Source organism: Aliiglaciecola lipolytica E3, from assembly GCF_000314975.1.
Taxonomy (GTDB): Bacteria; Pseudomonadota; Gammaproteobacteria; order Enterobacterales; family Alteromonadaceae; genus Aliiglaciecola; species Aliiglaciecola lipolytica.
Map to the genome: position 1 here is coordinate 130,693 of NZ_BAEN01000035.1, position 17,709 is coordinate 148,401.

Sequence of the window (17,709 nt, forward strand, 5' to 3'; positions counted from 1 at the left end):
CAACAAAAATAAATACGGAGCAGAAGCTCTAAGTATGAGGTTGATATGCGCAAAGTTGAAACGTTACTAAATGAATATGGCGAAAGCCATCAACATAAAACCAATATTTTAATTCATGCCATAGCCGTTCCGGCTATTTATTTCGTCACCTTTGCGCTGGTTTGGTCGATTCCCACTCCAGAGTTTTTAAATCACTTTGATATTACTTGGGCGCATGTCATTTCGATTCCCGTGTTGTGGTATTACTTTAAATTGTCGGGGCCAATTGGTGCTGCAATGACGTTGTTAACGCTGGCTTGTTTTGGTGGTGTGCGTCTATTGGCGTATTTAGGTATCTCAGTTTGGCAATTCAGTTTGGCATTATTTATCGTAATGTGGATTCTGCAATTTGTAGGTCACAAAATTGAGGGTAAGAAACCTTCTTTTTTTAAAGATCTACAATTTTTACTGGTGGGACCCGCTTGGTGGTGGGTACATTGGCTAAAACGTTTTAATATTCAGTATTAACATTCGTGTGCTCAAAAAGCACAGAAGTCAATTTGCGACTAACGCAACTAAGGGTGGGATTAACAACGAGTTTTATCCTATCTCTAAGGTTATAATCAGTGCTTAATCTGTTCACTTGAGACGTACATTGATCAATTGGCAAAAACTGTTTGAAAATCGTGAAAGGCTATTCTGGACCCTGCATACAGGGGGATGGGTTGGTTTTGCGATCGTCTATTATATTGGTTCGTTTCTTCATGATGTCCGAGGCATCTGGATTGTTGTTATTGCGTTAAATGCAATGGCAGGCTGGTTACTTACCATACCTTTACGCTACATATACCGCTGGGCACATCAACAAAATGCATGGAAAATGTTATTTACGGTTGCTGCAAGTGCTTATGCTATTGCGCTGTTTTGGGCGGTGTTAAAAAATATTAATTACTGGGAAATATACAAACATGGATACCGCCCAGAGGCGTGGTTTATGTATTTTACCAATACCATTAACTCCCTGATAATGGTGGTATGTTGGAGTGGTTTATATTTCGGTATAAAGAATTTCCAAATGCTGCAAAAAGAAAAGCAAAATGCACTCAAAGCGTCAACTATGGCTCATCAAGCCCATTTGAAGATGCTCAGATACCAATTGAACCCACACTTTCTGTTTAATACGCTGAATGCCATCAGCACGTTAATATTAATTAAAGACAATAAGACGGCTGAAGCGATGGTGAGCCGGCTAAGTGACTTTTTACGATATTCATTGGATAAAGATCCGATTAAGAAAATTCCACTAAAACATGAAATTCAAGCATTAGAATTGTACTTAGAAATAGAAAAAGTACGTTTTGATGATCGATTAGATGTGGAGTGGGATATTGCCGAAAATTGTCTAGAAGCCCTCGTGCCAAGCTTGATTTTACAACCAATTATTGAAAATGCTATAAAATACGCCATTTCAAAAATGGAGAATGGCGGCAAAATTAATGTTGTTGCCAAATCCTTTGGTCGAGATTTGATGCTAGAAGTTAGTGACAATGGCCCAGGTGCAAAAATCGAAAATGGCCAATTAAATCGTAGCAATGGGGTTGGGTTGCCAAATATTCAGGAACGTCTCAATTCGTTGTATTCTAATAATTTTTCTTATGTCGTTTCTCACAACCAACCTTCGGGAATTAAAGTGAGTATTCGAATTCCATTTGAGGTAAGTGAACGTGACAACCAAAATTAAGGCATTAATTGTTGATGATGAGCCATTAGCAAGAAAAGGCTTGGCGGTTAGGTTGCAAGAATTTGAAAATATTGAATTAGTGGGCGAATGTCAAAATGGGTTAGAAGCGGTTTCGACCATTCCTCAACTTCGACCAGATTTAGTCTTTCTTGATATTCAAATGCCAGGCTTAAACGGCTTTCAAGTCATCAATAAATTAAGAGAGTTGCAACAACCCATCCCAATTATTGTGTTTGTTACTGCTTATGATACTTATGCCATTAAAGCGTTTGATATTCATGCCTTAGATTACGTATTAAAGCCGATAGATGAGAAACGTTTAAAAGCGTCTATTCAAAAAGTCACTGACGTATTTGGACAAAATAGCGAAGGTGAGCAAAAAGTAAAATTAGCAAAGTTAGTAGCTGAATATACCGGTGATGATTGTGAAGATATTTTACAGCGATTGGCATCAGGTGAAGCGATTGATAATAAAAGATATCCATCTATTTTAGCCATTAAAGATGGCTCAGAAGTGACTCGCGTTGAAGTGGATGATATTCAATGGATTGATGCCGCAGGGGATTACATGTGTGTGCACGCATCTGATGGTACTCACATTATGCGCCGCACAATGAAAGAACTTGAAGAAGAACTCGACCCTAGAAAGTTTGTACGTGCACATCGATCAGCTATCGTAAATATAAAATATGTCACCAAAATGGTAAGTCACGTCAGTGGTGAATATCATCTTGTATTGAGTAACGATACTGAATTGAAAGTTAGCCGCAGTCACCGAGACAAAGTAAAGGAAATGATAAGAATTTAATTCACTTATAATTACGACTGACTTTTTAAGGGCCTTTTCAGGCCTTTTTTTTTACCATTTTTAAGTCGTTCATCGCACCAAAATGTTATTCATTTTGGGTTCGGTAATTGGTCGTATTTAATCTGTTATTAATAGATTTAAACTTTTTGCGCATTGAAAGCGACTTATAGTTAACAGCAAGTTAACAACCAGACAATTCGTTTATGGATATTACAAGATCTGCGTTAAAAAACGCTTCCGGTGTAGCTATATTGGTGAGCATCGTTGGCTTTTTAGGTGTTTATAGTTTATTTAAATTACCCATTCAATTGTTTCCAGATATTGAACGACCAACCATTTCTATTCAAACTTTTTGGCGCGCAGCGTCACCTCAAGAAATAGAATCTGAAATATTAGAACCCCAGGAAGAAGTACTTCAAGGCATACCCGGACTTCGCAATATGCGAGCTTGGGCAAATCAAGGTAACGCTTGGGTAAATTTAGAGTTTGGTTTAGAAACAGACATGCAGCGCACGTTAATAGAAGTGATTAGCCGCATGAACCGTATCCCGCCACTGCCAAGAGATGCTCTCTCTCCCAATATTATGATGGGAGGAGGCGGAGGAGGGACGCCAGCCCTCACTTATTTTTTCTTACAAAAGTTGCCAGGCAATAACCAAGAAATTTCTCAGTATGTGACATTTTTTGAAGATGTTATTCGACCCCAGTTAGAGTCAATTAATGGCGTAGCACGAGTCCGTATGGAAAGTGGGGTAGGCGGTAATGAAGAGTTTCAAATTGTTTTCGATCCGTATTTGGCAGCTGAACTTGGTATTGATATTACCAACATATCTAGGTTGTTAGGTTCTTCGAATGACGTGTCTGGTGGATTTGTAGATGTGGGAAGACGTAAATATACCATACGTTTTCAGGGCAAATATACACCCACCGAAATGGGCGATATGATTTTAGAGTGGCGAGATGGAAGCCCAATAAAATTACAAGACATTGCTGAAATCAAAATACAACGTGCTGATGCATCAAATTTTAGTGTGCAAAATGGTAATCCTGCGATTTCAATTCGCATCGATAGAGAAAATAAAGCCAATGTTTTATCAACACTAGAAGCAGTCAAGGAACGAGTGACTCAGTTAAACCAATCTGTGTTGGCAAACGAGAAGTTAACCATGCAGCAATCGTTTGACGCATCAATTTTCATTTATCGTGCAGTAAATTTGGTTACTAGTAATTTAATCATTGGAATTATTTTAGCTATCGCAATTTTGTGGTGGTTTATGCGACAAACACGCGCCACATTCATTGTCGCCTTGGCCATCCCGATATCCCTTTTTAGTACGTTTGTTGTGCTGCAATTAACAGGCCGCTCCTTGAATGTTATCTCATTAGCTGGACTGGCGTTTGCAGTGGGGATGGTATTGGATGCGGCTATCGTGGTGTTAGAAAATATTGTTAGGCATAAGCAACCTAATGAAGATGGGATTAAAACCGCACACCGTGCTACCAAAGAGGTATTTGGTGCATTGCTTGCCTCTACTGCTACCACAGTCGCTATTTTTATACCCGTCATCTTTTTACAAGATGTAGAAGGTCAACTGTTTGCGGATCTGGCCTTAACTATTGCGATAGCGGTCATGATCTCATTTGTCGTCGCGGTGAGTGTGTTACCTGTTGCCGCGAGTCGTTGGCTAAAAGACGACATGCCCGCAGATAGGTTAGCTGGCTTGTGGACTAAAATCGCGAATAAAATTATGTTACTCAACGCCACAGCGAAGCGTCGATTCGCAACCATTTTTATTTTAATGGTTGTGCCCATTACGTTTACTGTTTTGCTAATGCCAAAATTAGATTATCTGCCACCCGTTAAACGCGATGCCATCGATTCATTTTTTAATTTCCCAGCAGGCGCAAGTGACGGATTTATTCAACAAGAAGTGATGTCATTGGTGGTAGAGCGCTTAAAACCTTATATGGCCGGCGAAAAACAACCTGCACTTAAAAACTATTACATAATCACTTGGCCAAACGGTGGGACGTTGGGTATCCGAGCTAAAAATCAAGATGATGTAAGAGATTTGGAAAACTTGGTCCGAGATGAAATTTTAAAAGATTTACCGGATACCGAGCCTTTTACTATGCAAGGGAACCTGTTTGGCGGGTTTGGTAATGGCCGAAGCATCGATATGCGTTTGCAAGCCACCGATCAAGAAGGGCTGAATTTTGCGGCGCAACGCGGATTGGAATTACTCAGAGAAGCTTTCCCTGGAGCGAATGTACGCGCTAATCCGAGTTTAGAGCAAGCAGAGCCGGAAATTCAACTTTATCCTAATGACGGCAGAATGATGGAAGTCGGGATGGATCGCACACGTGTGGCAAGTCTGGTTCGATCCATGGGCGATGGCATGTACGTTGGCGAATACTTCGATGGTATTAAGCGCATGAATATCATTTTTAAATCGCAAGAATGGGCGAATCCAGAGCAGTTAGCTGTTACTCCAATTGTCACACCAAGTGGTGAGATGGTGCAGTTAGGAGAGTTGGTAGATGTGGTAAGAGCGGTTGGACCAAGTCAGATTCAACGAGTGGATCGACGTCGTACTCTAAGTCTATCGGTAAACCCACCGGAAGGCATGTCATTGGAAGAAGCAATGGCAAAAATTAAACAGGAAGTTGAGCCGCAATTAATGGCTATGATGCCTACTGATGGCGCGATTAATTATGGTGGCAGCGCAGATAGCTTAAATAAAGCAATCGATACAATGAGTCAGAATTTTCTCTTCGCTATGGCGTTGTTGTTTGTGTTAATGGCTGGTTTGTTTAAATCATTGACCGATAGTTTGATGGTTATTCTTAGCATCCCTTTAGCGACAGTAGGCGGGGTAATAGCCGTTCGGCTTTTAAATCTAATTAGTTTCCAGCCTATGGATCTACTGACCATGATTGGTTTCATTATTCTGCTTGGCTTAGTGGTAAATAATGCAATTTTACTGGTACATCAAACTCGTAATGGCGAGCGACAAGGGTTGTCTCGCCAAGATGCCGTGCATCAAGCATTATTAATGCGTCTTCGGCCTATTTTCATGAGTACCTTGACCAGCATTTTTGGCATGTTACCCCTATTACTGATGCCAGGAGCAGGCAGTGTAATTTACCGTGGGTTGGCGGCTGTTATTGTCGGTGGAATGTGTGTGAGTACTATTTTTACTTTATTGCTTTTACCGACGTTGTTATGTCTACGCAATGGAGCCGTTCAAAAAATAGAACGGGTTTCAAATTCTAATACTCAACCTGTCATTAGACACACTTAAATTCGGTTTTATCAGGAATCCAAAATGCAAAATTTAAAATTTAGAAAAATACTGATTAGCAGTCTCGCCATTGTGAGTTGTGCGGCATTTGCACAACAAGATCCGGTGACTTTAGTTGAAATTGAAGATGTACGTAATGAAATGATTTCGCAGCAAATATGGGTGCCAGGTACAGTGATGAGTCGAAGTGATTCAAATATTGCCGCAGAAGTGCCGGGGCGGATAACTTGGATGGCAGAAGTAGGTGATTTAGTTGAAGCTGGGGAAGTGCTGGCAAAAGTAGACGATCATATGCTTAAGCTTAATTTTGAACAGAATAAAGCGAATGTAGCTAAGTGGGAGTCACGGGTTGATTTATTAACTCGGAAACAAGCCAGATTTAGCAGCATGGCTCAAAAAGCTAACACCTCAAAAGATCAACTTGATGAAATCGTATCTGAGTTGGAAGTTGCACGACAAGAGCTCAATCAAGCCAAGATAGATCAAAAGCTGACTCAGTATAAAATCACCCAGAGTCACATCAAAGCCCCGTTTAAATCAATGGTCGTGGAACGTATTCAAAGCCCTGGCGAATATATCGCTACCGGCCAAACTGTATTGCGTGTAGTAGATACAGGAAATATTGAAGCATCGATTAAAGCGCCACTCTCTGCGGTACCATTTATTAAGCAAGGGCTAGCCGTTAAAGTTTTGTCCGGCAACCACGAACGTTTGCATCCAATTCGCACCATTGTGCCGGTTGGGAATGCACGTTCGCGTATGATGGAAATTCGTGTGCAATTAACGCCAGAGGAATATGCAATTGGTGGTGCGGTGCGTGTAGCTTTGCCACACAGCGAATTTCATCAGGCAATGACGGTTCCCAGAGATGCACTTGTGCTAAGAAAATCAGGCGCATTTGTTTATCAAATAGTGGGTGAAAATGAAGCTAAGCAAGTGGCTGTCACAGTTGGCATAGGCGTAGGTGAAAGAATTGAAGTGTTTGGTGAGCTAAACCATCAATCGCCAGTAGTCACTCGAGGGGCGGAACGACTTAAAGAAGGCCAAAAGGTACGTTTTAACGAACCGATTGAAGAGTTGGCAACTCTGTAAAGTGGTTAAAGCCTGTTTGGTTATTTAAATAGTGAAATGATTTAATGCCAATCAAATGGTTAACATTGATTGGCATTGCATCAGTGAATCTTATTTAAGGGCGTTTTAATATATCGAACAAATCTTGCTGAATTTTAACTAAATAAGGATCGAGCGGCTTTTTCTGCAACCAGCTATTTTCCAATTCAGTACACACTATTTCTTGGTTAATTTCGCCCACCATCACTCCCGTTTTACCTTCCAATGCTGCTTCAACAGCAAATGCCCCTAGTTTTGTGGCTAAAACCCGGTCTTGTGATACTGGCGAACCACCACGCTGAACGTAACCAAGAATCACCGGACGACATTCAATTTGGGTTTTTTCTGTGAGTATTTGCGCTAAGCTGGTAACGCCATCAGGCCATAGGTTTTCCGTAACCACCACTATATAGCTAGTATTTCCGCGACGTTTTTTTACTGCCTCAATATGTGCCAGTATATTTTCCAGTTCATCGTCGCAACTGCGTGATATTTCTGGCAACATGATGTGATCAGCAGCTGATGCAATGGCGGCGTTTAAACCAATAAACCCTGCATGACGGCCCATTACTTCGATAAGGAATATCCGCTCAAACGCATCTGCTGTGTCTCTGACCTTATCAATCGAATCTAGCGCGGTTTCGATCGCTGTGTAATATCCAATAGTTGCATCGGTGCCATCCACGTCATTATCAATAGTGCCCGGTAGACCAATAACCTGTCCTGACCAGTGATTTGCAAGGTGTTTAGCTCCTCTAAAAGAACCGTCACCGCCAATCACCAGTAATGCTTCAATGCCTAAAATATCTAAATTTTTAGCAGCCACTTTTGCGGCATCATCTGATTTAAACGTTAAACAACGTGCACTATTTAATATTGTGCCACCGCGCTGAATAATATTTGCCACATTTTTAGCACGCAAATTAAGGTATTCTTGTTCTAATAAACCGTTGAACCCATGACGATATCCATATACTTCTAAACCATAGCGTAAACTGGTAAGCACTATGGCGCGAATGCAAGCATTCATGCCAGGGGCGTCTCCACCAGATGTAAGCAAAGCAATTTTCCGCATAAATAAAGCTCCTTAAATTTCAACGATGGATAACCTGTTGCTAAACATAGTCTTTTTTTATGGAACTATAAAGATTTTGATAGCGCTTGTGACAAAAAAATTAGGATAGAATGGATCGCGAATTTGCTCTTAGTTAATTGTAAGAATTAATGTGTCTCTCTTGCTTTAGTAATTAATTTTGGTCAAATATGACGCATGGATAAACGCGCATGCTAAATTTCTAGGAATCAACGTTACTATGTTCAAACATCTACTTTTTTGTTTTTGTGCTGTTGTATTACTGCTTACTGGATGTACTTCAAAATTTTCCTATAACAATGTCGACTGGTTGCTCTATTGGTATGTGGATGACTATGTTGAATTAGAAAAATCACAAAAAAAGCGCTTGGATGTGAAGGTCGAGAAATGGCTGAAATGGCATCGTCAAGAAGAGTTAGTTCGTTATCGACAGCATTTAGAAGAGCTAAAAAGTCAGGTCGAGCAAGGAAATATTAGCGAAGAGCAATGGCTGTCGCATTTAGCAAGGGCAAGCAGCCATTGGCAGCGTTTTCGAGACGAGATTAGTTTGGAGTTGTCAGAATTGTCGGTTTATTTAAACGATCAACAAATCATTGATATGTTTGAAGCATTAGAAAAAGACAACTTGGAAAAGGTTGAAAAACGAAACAAAAAGACTGAGCAAGAACGTTGGCAAGAAAATAAAGAAGATACCACAGAACAAATGCAAGATTGGTTGGGAAGGTTATCCGAACAACAAAAAATATTGATATCCGAAAGTGTTGAAAAGTTTGAATCGACGTTCGAAAGTTGGATTGAGTATCGAAGAGAAATACAAAGTGCAAGTAAAAACCTGATGCTTAATCGAGAGAAACAAAGCGATTATATTGAACAGTTTAATCAATTAATTCAAAACCCTGACCAATTTAAAAGTGAGAGTTACATTAAAGCCAGTCAGCATAATCGCAAAGTTTATGCCGCTTTATTAGCTGATTTGCTCCCCACGATAAGTGAAAAACAGAAAAGACATTTAATTAAAGAAATAGACGACTTAATTGACGATATACAAGACTTAATTGAAGATTAGCACTTTAACTTAACTTGGCTCGTTACATTTTTTGGGGAATAGCTTGAACGGATTTTTGTTGTCGTTAATTACGGCGGTACTTTGGGGTGTTTTGCCGGTATTTTTGCAAATATCTTTGCAAGCGTTAGATAGCATGACCATTACTTGGATTCGATTTTTGTTTGCTGCAATAGTCGTTTTCGTTTATTTATATGTCACTAAGGCCTTGCCAAACTTATCAAAGCAAGTCCCAAAGTCGCAATTTATTTTGTTGATTGCAGCATTGGCTTTGGTGGTTAATTACGTATCTAACGTGCATAGCTTGGAGTTCGTTAGCCCTGAAACAGTACAGGTAGTCATGCAAATTGCGCCAATACTGTTAATGCTTGGGGGCATTGTTTTTTTTAAAGAGAGTCTCAATCTGCTCGAAATAGTAGGGGCGATTGTATTGTTTACCGGATTAGGATTGTTTTTCAGTCCTAAAATTGGATTACTCTTCAACACTGTAAATGACTATAACTTAGGGATATTTCTGATTGTGCTCGCAGCCGCCACGTGGGCAGGGTATGCACTTTTACAAAAAATATTATTGCGTTCCTTTACAGCGAAACAACTTACTTTATTGATTTATTGCATTGGGATTTTAGCGTTGTTTCCCTTTATTCATTTGAGCCCAGTCGCCAACATGAATGGCTTACAGTGGTCTGCATTGTTGTTTTGTTGTTTGAATACAGTAATCGCCTATGGTTGTTTCACCGAAGCGCTAAACGTCTGGAGTGCAGCCAAAGTTAGCGCAGTGATCGCAACAGGGCCATTATTTACATTTATCAGTGTATTGATTGCCGAGTATTTGTTACCGGAACAATTTTCTCTAATTCAATTAGATGCTTTCGTCATATTGGGAGCTATCTGCGTTATTTGTGGCTCCATGACCACCGCATTGGCAAAACGAAAAGTCGTTAAACCCGTGGTCGAATAAAACGCGACGATTCACTTAACAGGCACAAAATTAAACATAGTTAGCAATGCAAGTGAAAACGAGAAATCAAGTTCGAGGATGAAATGAAAGCAGCATACAAATCAAAAGCGACCTTTCGCTCTATTTTATGGGGTATAGCACTTATTCCAATCATGTTGTTTCATAATATAAGTGAAGCAAAATACCAAGTTGATGCCAATTTGTTGGAATCCATAAAGTGGTATACAGGAGAAACTGGGAAAGTAGATGACAGTAAAGCGAAAACACTGCTAGAAAAAGCTGCTTCTACACATGACCCACTGGCTATAATGTGGATAGCGCGGGTTTATTCGACTGGACGCATGGGGTTTCCAGCTGATAAAGATAAAGCAAAAGAAATTGCAGCTAAAGTAATCACAGATGTAGAGCAGTTAGCCCAACAACAAGTAGCTGAAGCTAACTTTCTTATGGGAACCGCTTATGCGGAGGGGTTAGGTAAAACTAAAAATGACGAAGAGGCTGTTATCTGGTATCGACGAGCCGCTATAGAAGGGCATGTCCTCGCGCAACATAACCTTGGCAATGTTTATGCGTCCGGCACAGGCGTACAACAAAATGACGAACTAGCCGTCAATTGGTGGCGTCAAGCTGCCGAACAAGGGGATGCCATTCCTCAATATCAGTTAGGCGTTATGTACGAAAAGGGAAAAGGTGTCTCGAAGGATTTAAAAACATCGATTGACTGGTATCAAAAAGCGGCAGATAGAGGGAACGCTAAGGCCAAGTCGGCACTGCAAAGGTTAGGTGCATTTGCACTCAAAAGAAAGTAGGCAATTCAGAGAAAAGTAAAGATGCTCTAAAGGTCTTAGCTGAATCAGACGGGAACGCAATTATGCATTTTTGCAGCTCTAAAATTTAACTAAATCTGACAAACGCTTCGATGCCAAATGCAGTCGTTCAAGCGTGAGCGTCACGGTATCAACCTGCAAACATTTCCCGTTCAAAAAAGAGATTGGAAGCATGGAGATGAAAAGCCAAGCCGAGTATTGGTTAAGATTGAAACACCAAAGGCAGAACGCATTGCGTCCATAAGTATACAGTTCAATGGTTAGCGGTCATGAGTAGGCTTGTTATTATTGGCTAACTTAGGCCAAAATAAAGATGCTTCGAGCCACTTACAAGCATTACTCGGAGCAGAGCATGATTACTTGCCCTTATTCGTAAACGTTAATTGCTTCAACTATGCGAACCTTAAATATTAAGCCAATTTGAGACAAAGAAACCTTTTCTTTCCTACAATTGGAACAGGTCGGTTTGTTACATATCCATTCTGACAAGTCGGTAGCCTGTCTATGGGCCCAACTGATATTTAAGGCATGTTAAGGCTTATCTGATTGTTCCTTTACTTGGGTAATGAATCTAGGGCTATTTTTCCTTTGTTGTGAAACGGTCACATAAGCACGAAGCTTGCTTTAAGGTGCGAATACGCTATAGGATCGGCTGATGGGAAAGTCACCAAAGTATCAATAGATCATTGTGGCAAAACTGTATAAACGCTAATGCAAAAAACAAATATATGGAGCAGCATAAATACACGAGGAATGTAAAGCTCAATGATTGTAAATGGCATATATAAATCAGGTTTTTCACCTTTGCCCACTGCTTCCCATTCGGCATTGTATGGTCTAATAGGAAGCACTTTTTCTATTTCATTGATCACTCTAAACTTTGCGTTGTTTAAATCTTTATAGGATCGCACTAAGCGATACCACATATATGAAACCGTAGCGCCAACAATTGCAACAACCCAGAAGGAGTTCGAATTACCCAAAGATAAATAGCTAAGTAGAGATACAAGCGCTGCGTTAAGCGACACAAAAAAAGCATTGGCGGTTTGTCGTCTATTGCTTATATTTTCTGTGGACGCTAAGTATATTTTGTATTGCTCAAAAAGATGAGCCTTATACTGGCTATTTGCATCGTAAGCAGCAGGATCAAGACCACTATACAATTTGTCATTTATCTCAGACGATTTCATTGTTCATTCGCTACGTAAAATTAAAAAATATATTATCAATAAATGCTTAATACGTTGAATTCATGTTGTGTGCATGGTGGATGTTCGAAACCTTCAATCCTTAACTGTATTTTGAGTAGACCTTTATAAACACCAGGCACGCCAGCGACCTCTTCAATCGAAACGCTTGCTTTAGAAAGCGGTTTCAATAAATCAACGCTTCTTTGTTTCTGGTTAACTCTGTCATCAATGTAAAATTTAAGCCATTGATTTACCATTCTAGTTAGCGAGTCAATATCCAAGTCTCTACCAAGTGTTTCTCTAATAATCATCGTAATATATCGAACAAACGCTGTAACAAATAGATTATAAGGTACTGAAACCATTAAACTAGCAATTTGATTGGCGCTCTGTTCAAAATATTTTCGGGGGCTTTGCAACGCAACTATGCCGCTAACAGGAGTCAGTAAAGTGCCTGTATCAGTTTTCACGGTATTAAAGCCTAAGCGTGTAAGTGCTTTAACAGATTGGTGATTTATTGATTCAGTTTCAGTAAAAGAAGCATTATTCTTGTTTGTGAAATTCCATAAGTCAGTGCCCGTAAAACACGGGACCAAATTAAGCGCAGCCGCAAAAACTGGGTTGACGATGTCGTGAAGATTAACAGTGCTTTCGTGTCTTAATGCTGCCATCATAGCAACGAATCTCGAAGATTCGTGATCACGCAATGCACGCCATCGTAGAAACTCTCTGGAGCTAAAATTAGTATCAACTTTTGTCCAATCTAAACTGTCATGCTGAAAACTATCACCAAATATTGTCAATGCAGCTTTTAAAAAGAAAAAACAGTCAGCTTTCATTCCAAGAAGTGCTAAGTATTCCATGACTTTCATATCTATATCATTTTGACTAAACTCAAAGTCTGTTAGTACCAATGAGTAAGGTGTCCCTTCAAATGTGCCATATTCATGTAGATACACTAAACGGTATAGATAACTTTCTTGTGTTACACCTAAGTTAACATCATTTATGAGCTCTTCCTTGCTTACATCCAACACTTTAATTACTAAATTGGACTCATTAGGCTTATTTATTAAAAGCTGATAAATACCGCGCAATGAGCCAAGCAGCTGTTGTAAACCTTCGTTTTGTAATATTTCGTTTAAAGCGTTGTGCATTTCGGTTTTAGACAAATTTAAAGTGTCATATTTTATTAATTCGTCTTCTATGTATTGTTCAAGTCGGGCGGGCTTAATATCTTCAAACGAACGAAATGAAATTAGAATTTGATAACTTAGATTCGTTAAATTCACAGTTATAGACGGTTTTACAATATTAAAAAAATCTCTAGTTTTATTTAAATCTATAGCTATGAATTGCCTATCCTTAAAGGGTATTTTAGATTCTACAGCCGATCTATTAAGATCCGCCACAATGCCAACCACAAAAGGTAATTCGATTTCTATTTGCTTGCCTTGTTGTTCTGAGGTGTATTTGAGTAGTGCAAATTTATTCATTGTTCACTCACTACCCATTTTCGCGGATTTGTTTAGACATATTCATTGCTGGGGAAATCACCTGATCTAGACGGGTAATTAAGTCCGCTTCATCAGCATAGCTTTGCACTTCAAGAAACCAAGGATAGCGTTTCAAAAAATCAAGCATCCCAGGTTCCTGTTGAGCGTCTAAGATCACCGACTGAATCGGTAAAGAGGGCATGCTTGGAACTATTGCCCCCAATTCCTGCAATACCGATTTAGCATCTGATAGGTCAGCAATTACAAACCTAGCCATACCTGCTAGAGTAGACACGGTTTCCGCAGTGGATCGACTTGCAGGTTTACCAAAGTCAAATACTATAGGAACAAGGTCAAATTGCTGACTTTTTAGCGCAACCCGAATAGCGTCAAGGGTTGGTTTTCGTGCCTCACTGAATCGGCCTAGTACTAGCACAACCTTTGATGTTATGGTATCAATCACACGTCTTAAGCCCGCGTTATGCATGAGCATGTACATAAATTGAGCAACTTCTAGGTCATCGACAGAGATCACTGCCTCGCCGAGTCTAGATATAATGAGATCGCCTTGTTTCGTACTGTCGTCAATACCTAAATCCCAAGCTGAAATACCATATATAGATGAACCTGTTAGGGTTGCACCCTTTAACGCAGTGCCAATCATTCTTACTTCCTCAAGATTGGCATGAGTTAAGCTTGTATTGTTAAGGCTAGCATAAGATAAGTTAGCACCACTTAAGTTTACGAAAGACATATTAGCAGATGATAAATCTGCTTGAGATAAGTCAGCCTTATCAAATCTTGTTCTTGCAGGGTTAAACGTCGACACTGGACTATTGAGTCTTGCATTCTTAAGGTTTGCTCTTAATAGGTTGGCACCAATAAAATGTGCTCCCATTGCTGATATTTGCTCAAGCCGCGCATCTACTAATGTCGCAGAACTAAAATCAGAGCCATCGAACATGCCTCCGAACATATCAATACGATCCATTTGTGCATGTGAAAACCGAGCCGCCCCCTCTGCTTTACATAATTGTGCTTGATGCAAATCCGCTCGTTCGAAAGTTGCACCATCCAGATTAGTCCTAGACAAGTTAGCTTCGACCAGATGTGCACCAGTAAAAATCGCTCTAGACAGATTTACATTTTCTAGATTGGTTTGATATAAATGAGCGCCCGTTAAATCAGCATCAGAAAGATTTGATCCTTTTAAACAACAGCCCCCTAAATCAACGCCACGTAAATCTAACGGTTTATCGAAGTTAGGGTTAAAATCTATTTTGAAGTCCATTGCATTGATTTGCCTTAGTGAGCGTAATTGATTCCACGTACTTACGCCTTTTGCGCCAGACATCAATAACTCACTTGCTTCAGCAAAGTTCATTATAGAGAACCTGAACTGTACGAAGGCTAACATTAAAGGTGGAATTGATCGCTGTAATCATATATTTCTCCTCAAACTAGCATTCACTGCGTTATACCAAGCAATAAGTAGTGTGCGTCAAATGGCAGACTTACTTGGATTTCGATTGTGTCTAGCCCCTAAGGCCTAAAGCAACTTGTTCTATGCTTAAGAAGATTAACAGTACAGTGTAAATAATGCACAACATACTGTTCAAATGCTCAAACACGATAATATGTTGGTGTTTGCCGATATTGCGAAAAATTACTGATTGAGTCGAGATACCTGGTTTAGTTGCATCGCAACAACGTCAATTATTCATTGGTTTAACTAGAAGCTTAGTTTGCCGCGGGAGTATACCCGATGATATTTGTCCCAAAGCACAATGGCGTCATTAACACCTTGCCACTATATAGTTGTATGTTTACCTTCGGATTAGCATTAGCTTCCATTATTTCCGTAATAATGGAAGCCTCACAAAATACATCGGGACCGAATTTAGCCTATTTTATTAACCACATTGCACTCCACCAACCAGAACTAATTTTACCACTTTCAATTTCTCCATTTTGAATGTGCAAGTATTGATCTGACTTCCAGCGATTTTTTAAACGAACGTAACGACTGTTTGGTACTTTTTCTATTTGCCACTGCGCGCTCCACCATCCCGGTTTTATCTCTCCTACTGCGACTAGCCCATCCTGATTATGTATGTAAAGTTCTTGTTTCCAGTAATTTTTAATTCTAATGTACTGAGTCCCTGTCACGGACTCAATTATCCAACGTGCACTGTGCCAATTGGGCTTAACTACTGAAGCGGACAAAGGTCCGTTTTGGTTGTTTAAAAACAGGTTTTGCTTCCACCGATTTTGAATGCTCAGAAATTTCTCGATTGCTTTTTCTTCCTGCAAATTTTTAGCATTGGCCTCAGCTTTATCAACAGAGTCCTTCAGTTCAGCGATTTCACGATTGCCGTCAACGACTTCTGTATAACACGACATAACACCAACCTGAATCGGCGAGACACCAACACCAATTGATAAACTATTCAGCGAACCGATGAATTGACCTTTTGTGCTCAGCACTTGTGCGGTGGTAAAACCGGCCTCAATAATAGGAGCAGACGCACCTTGTGAAGAAACAATGGATAACCCACTTACGTTGCTAAATTCGTCAAAGACACCAAAGTTCGCAAAGTTAGCGATTGAAAGATCAGACACACCACCAATGCATACCGCAACATAGCAACCAAACTCACCATCCTGCCCGTACACGGTTCCAACTTCTTGACTGTATGCTCCAGCAGCAGAAGAAGCTGTACCACCGCCATATGACATAGTGGCATTAGCATTTTTTGCCGCCTTGACTAAATCATCGACTTTGAAGGCAGAGCACATTTGATTAGACGATAAAGGCAGATCATCAGGAACACAACGTTGCGCAATCGGTTGGCATTTAAAGCCATTGCCACAAGGAGCGTCAGCCCAGCAACTATGACCTGGTTCTTGTGGAATATAGCAACGCCCGATCTCTTTATTTAACACTTCATGCGGTTTACACGACATATTACCTGAAGTTAACGTGGACACACCACGCATGCACGCCTCGCCGACACTGGTGTAACCACTTTTGCAACTTTTATAGCAACGTCCCCCAGTGCGAAACCAGCCGTCTTGACAGCTCATACTGCTGAGGCCTTTAGATGAGAACGGGGGTTTGTAACAAGTTAGGCCCATATTGGTATAACCACTAGGACAATCCGCGACTTTAGATGGGTTGCTATACGTGTCGGCACCCCGGGAGCAGAGTAAACCGATATTGGTATAGCCTTTTGGACAATCTGCAACACGTCCGCTAGCATTTGCAGAATAAATAGAGACGACTACTAAGAGCAATAAACTGGCAACGCTGGGTAAAAGCACATTCATTAGATGTCTCCTAACGGTAAGCTGCATCAAATTCGCTGGTAAGCTAGTAGAGTAAGCATTTATAGACGAACTAATAAGACAAAACGAATCATAGTAACTTATAAAGTAGAGGAGATATTGACTGAACACAATGTGAATGGGTGATGTATTGGTTCAACGCATTCCTGAGCTTCATGCATAGTGTACAACCACGCACAGTTAAGAGTTAATTAAACAAATTGTATTGAATGCTGTGAGCATAAGAAGAATCAACGCAATTTACTACCCTCTACAACAACTATGTTTTGACTAGATTAGTTTGTTTAAATGTCAAATTGTGGAAGTTTTGTTTGGCCTGATAATTTCCACCTAATGTGATCATTCAATTTTGAAGGAGTCAGCGTCTGCGCACGCTGCGACTGAAAGCTCATAACTTATTACGACCGCTTTACGTTGTGAGTTCAATTGGTCAATGCAACGCTATATTAATGACCGCTTTAGGTCGTTTGCTGCCATTTATCTAAACATCAATCCAGTGCCTGCCAATGGCACGAGAGGGATTCTTAATAGGTTTGATTGTGAATGTCCGCTGTTTGTCTATTGCTGCCGGTTGAAAACACCAGAACCTACTTCTGCTTTACGCTCTAATCAGAATATCAGCATATGTGCCACTGGATAGGCGGCGATTAATTTAACCTAGTGTCTGCTGCCAGTATCGATGATAAATGATTCTGACACGGTAACATCGTCATTAAAGGTTAATACACCAGTCACTGAAACTTTGTTCATAAAGCTGCTCATGGCCCACTTTTTTGCTTTCACATCTA

Annotated in this window: 14 protein-coding genes; 9 read left to right on the forward strand and 5 right to left on the reverse strand. The window is 40.2% G+C overall.

Going from position 1 to position 17,709, the window contains the following annotated elements; translation table 11 throughout:
* The first annotated feature begins 45 nt into the window (after positions 1-45).
* The 5 genes from GLIP_RS07725 (at position 46) to GLIP_RS07745 (ending at position 6,925) form a co-directional block, all read left to right on the forward strand.
* Positions 46-507, forward strand: coding sequence for an Mpo1 family 2-hydroxy fatty acid dioxygenase (locus GLIP_RS07725; RefSeq protein ID WP_008844046.1), 462 nt, complete (start codon positions 46-48; stop codon positions 505-507).
* A gap of 127 nt (positions 508-634) precedes the next feature.
* On the forward strand, positions 635-1,720 hold the full coding sequence (locus tag GLIP_RS07730) for a sensor histidine kinase (protein WP_008844047.1): 1,086 nt from the start codon (positions 635-637) through the stop codon (positions 1,718-1,720).
* The gene (locus GLIP_RS07735; protein ID WP_008844048.1) at positions 1,704-2,528 is read left to right on the forward strand and encodes a LytR/AlgR family response regulator transcription factor; all 825 of its coding nucleotides are present in this window, start codon (positions 1,704-1,706) and stop codon (positions 2,526-2,528) included. The genes GLIP_RS07730 and GLIP_RS07735 overlap by 17 nt, the downstream gene beginning before the upstream one ends.
* 203 nt (positions 2,529-2,731) lie before the next feature.
* Entirely contained in the window at positions 2,732-5,833 is a 3,102-nt protein-coding gene (locus tag GLIP_RS07740) for an efflux RND transporter permease subunit (protein ID WP_040522325.1), read from the forward strand.
* Positions 5,834-5,857: 24 nt separating this feature from the next.
* Complete coding sequence (locus GLIP_RS07745; RefSeq protein ID WP_008844050.1) at positions 5,858-6,925, forward strand: efflux RND transporter periplasmic adaptor subunit; 1,068 nt, start codon at positions 5,858-5,860, stop codon at positions 6,923-6,925.
* A gap of 94 nt (positions 6,926-7,019) precedes the next feature.
* On the opposite strand, the gene GLIP_RS07750 is transcribed toward GLIP_RS07745, so the two are convergent.
* Positions 7,020-8,018, reverse strand: coding sequence for a 6-phosphofructokinase (locus tag GLIP_RS07750; RefSeq protein WP_008844051.1), 999 nt, complete (start codon positions 8,016-8,018; stop codon positions 7,020-7,022).
* Between the two features lie 238 nt (positions 8,019-8,256).
* Here GLIP_RS07750 and GLIP_RS07755 point away from each other — a divergent pair, with 238 nt between their 5' ends.
* The 4 genes from GLIP_RS07755 to GLIP_RS21895 all read left to right on the forward strand — a co-directional run bounded on the left by GLIP_RS07755 (position 8,257) and on the right by GLIP_RS21895 (position 11,151).
* Positions 8,257-9,102 (forward strand): DUF6279 family lipoprotein, encoded by an 846-nt coding sequence (locus tag GLIP_RS07755; protein WP_008844052.1) that lies wholly within the window; start codon positions 8,257-8,259, stop codon positions 9,100-9,102.
* 43 nt (positions 9,103-9,145) lie between these two features.
* The gene (locus GLIP_RS07760; protein ID WP_008844053.1) at positions 9,146-10,060 is read left to right on the forward strand and encodes a DMT family transporter; all 915 of its coding nucleotides are present in this window, start codon (positions 9,146-9,148) and stop codon (positions 10,058-10,060) included.
* Between the two features lie 83 nt (positions 10,061-10,143).
* Positions 10,144-10,869, forward strand: a complete 726-nt coding sequence (locus tag GLIP_RS21380; RefSeq protein ID WP_008844054.1) for a tetratricopeptide repeat protein — start codon at positions 10,144-10,146, stop codon at positions 10,867-10,869.
* 117 nt (positions 10,870-10,986) lie between these two features.
* Positions 10,987-11,151, forward strand: coding sequence for a hypothetical protein (locus GLIP_RS21895; RefSeq protein WP_153886295.1), 165 nt, complete (start codon positions 10,987-10,989; stop codon positions 11,149-11,151).
* A 419-nt stretch (positions 11,152-11,570) separates the two neighbouring features.
* Here the strand turns inward: GLIP_RS21895 and GLIP_RS07770 are convergent, their stop codons facing one another.
* The 4 genes from GLIP_RS07770 to GLIP_RS07785 all read right to left on the reverse strand — a co-directional run bounded on the left by GLIP_RS07770 (position 11,571) and on the right by GLIP_RS07785 (position 16,903).
* Positions 11,571-12,077, reverse strand: a complete 507-nt coding sequence (locus tag GLIP_RS07770; RefSeq protein WP_008844057.1) for a RipA family octameric membrane protein — start codon at positions 12,075-12,077, stop codon at positions 11,571-11,573.
* Positions 12,078-12,112: 35 nt separating this feature from the next.
* Positions 12,113-13,573 carry a type VI secretion system contractile sheath domain-containing protein gene (locus GLIP_RS07775; RefSeq protein WP_008844058.1) on the reverse strand — a complete coding sequence of 487 codons (1,461 nt, stop codon included), beginning with the start codon at positions 13,571-13,573 and terminating at the stop codon, positions 12,113-12,115.
* 10 nt (positions 13,574-13,583) lie between these two features.
* On the reverse strand, positions 13,584-14,957 hold the full coding sequence (locus GLIP_RS21385) for a pentapeptide repeat-containing protein (protein ID WP_008844059.1): 1,374 nt from the start codon (positions 14,955-14,957) through the stop codon (positions 13,584-13,586).
* 521 nt (positions 14,958-15,478) lie between these two features.
* Complete coding sequence (locus tag GLIP_RS07785) at positions 15,479-16,903, reverse strand: RICIN domain-containing protein (RefSeq protein ID WP_008844060.1); 1,425 nt, start codon at positions 16,901-16,903, stop codon at positions 15,479-15,481.
* Positions 16,904-17,709 lie beyond the last annotated feature (806 nt).

What these genes read in the sequence shown, in the direction of transcription:
- GLIP_RS07785 (WP_008844060.1), bottom strand. Translation starts at nt 16,903, where the DNA reads ATGAATGTGCTTTTACCCAGCGTTGCCAGTTTATTGCTCTTAGTAGTC.
- GLIP_RS07775 (WP_008844058.1), bottom strand. Translation starts at nt 13,573, where the DNA reads ATGAATAAATTTGCACTACTCAAATACACCTCAGAACAACAAGGCAAG.
- GLIP_RS21895 (WP_153886295.1), top strand. Translation starts at nt 10,987, where the DNA reads ATGCAGTCGTTCAAGCGTGAGCGTCACGGTATCAACCTGCAAACATTT.
- GLIP_RS21380 (WP_008844054.1), top strand. Translation starts at nt 10,144, where the DNA reads ATGAAAGCAGCATACAAATCAAAAGCGACCTTTCGCTCTATTTTATGG.
- GLIP_RS07750 (WP_008844051.1), bottom strand. Translation starts at nt 8,018, where the DNA reads ATGCGGAAAATTGCTTTGCTTACATCTGGTGGAGACGCCCCTGGCATG.
- GLIP_RS07745 (WP_008844050.1), top strand. Translation starts at nt 5,858, where the DNA reads ATGCAAAATTTAAAATTTAGAAAAATACTGATTAGCAGTCTCGCCATT.
- GLIP_RS21385 (WP_008844059.1), bottom strand. Translation starts at nt 14,957, where the DNA reads ATGAACTTTGCTGAAGCAAGTGAGTTATTGATGTCTGGCGCAAAAGGC.
- GLIP_RS07725 (WP_008844046.1), top strand. Translation starts at nt 46, where the DNA reads ATGCGCAAAGTTGAAACGTTACTAAATGAATATGGCGAAAGCCATCAA.
- GLIP_RS07740 (WP_040522325.1), top strand. Translation starts at nt 2,732, where the DNA reads ATGGATATTACAAGATCTGCGTTAAAAAACGCTTCCGGTGTAGCTATA.
- GLIP_RS07770 (WP_008844057.1), bottom strand. Translation starts at nt 12,077, where the DNA reads ATGAAATCGTCTGAGATAAATGACAAATTGTATAGTGGTCTTGATCCT.
- GLIP_RS07755 (WP_008844052.1), top strand. Translation starts at nt 8,257, where the DNA reads ATGTTCAAACATCTACTTTTTTGTTTTTGTGCTGTTGTATTACTGCTT.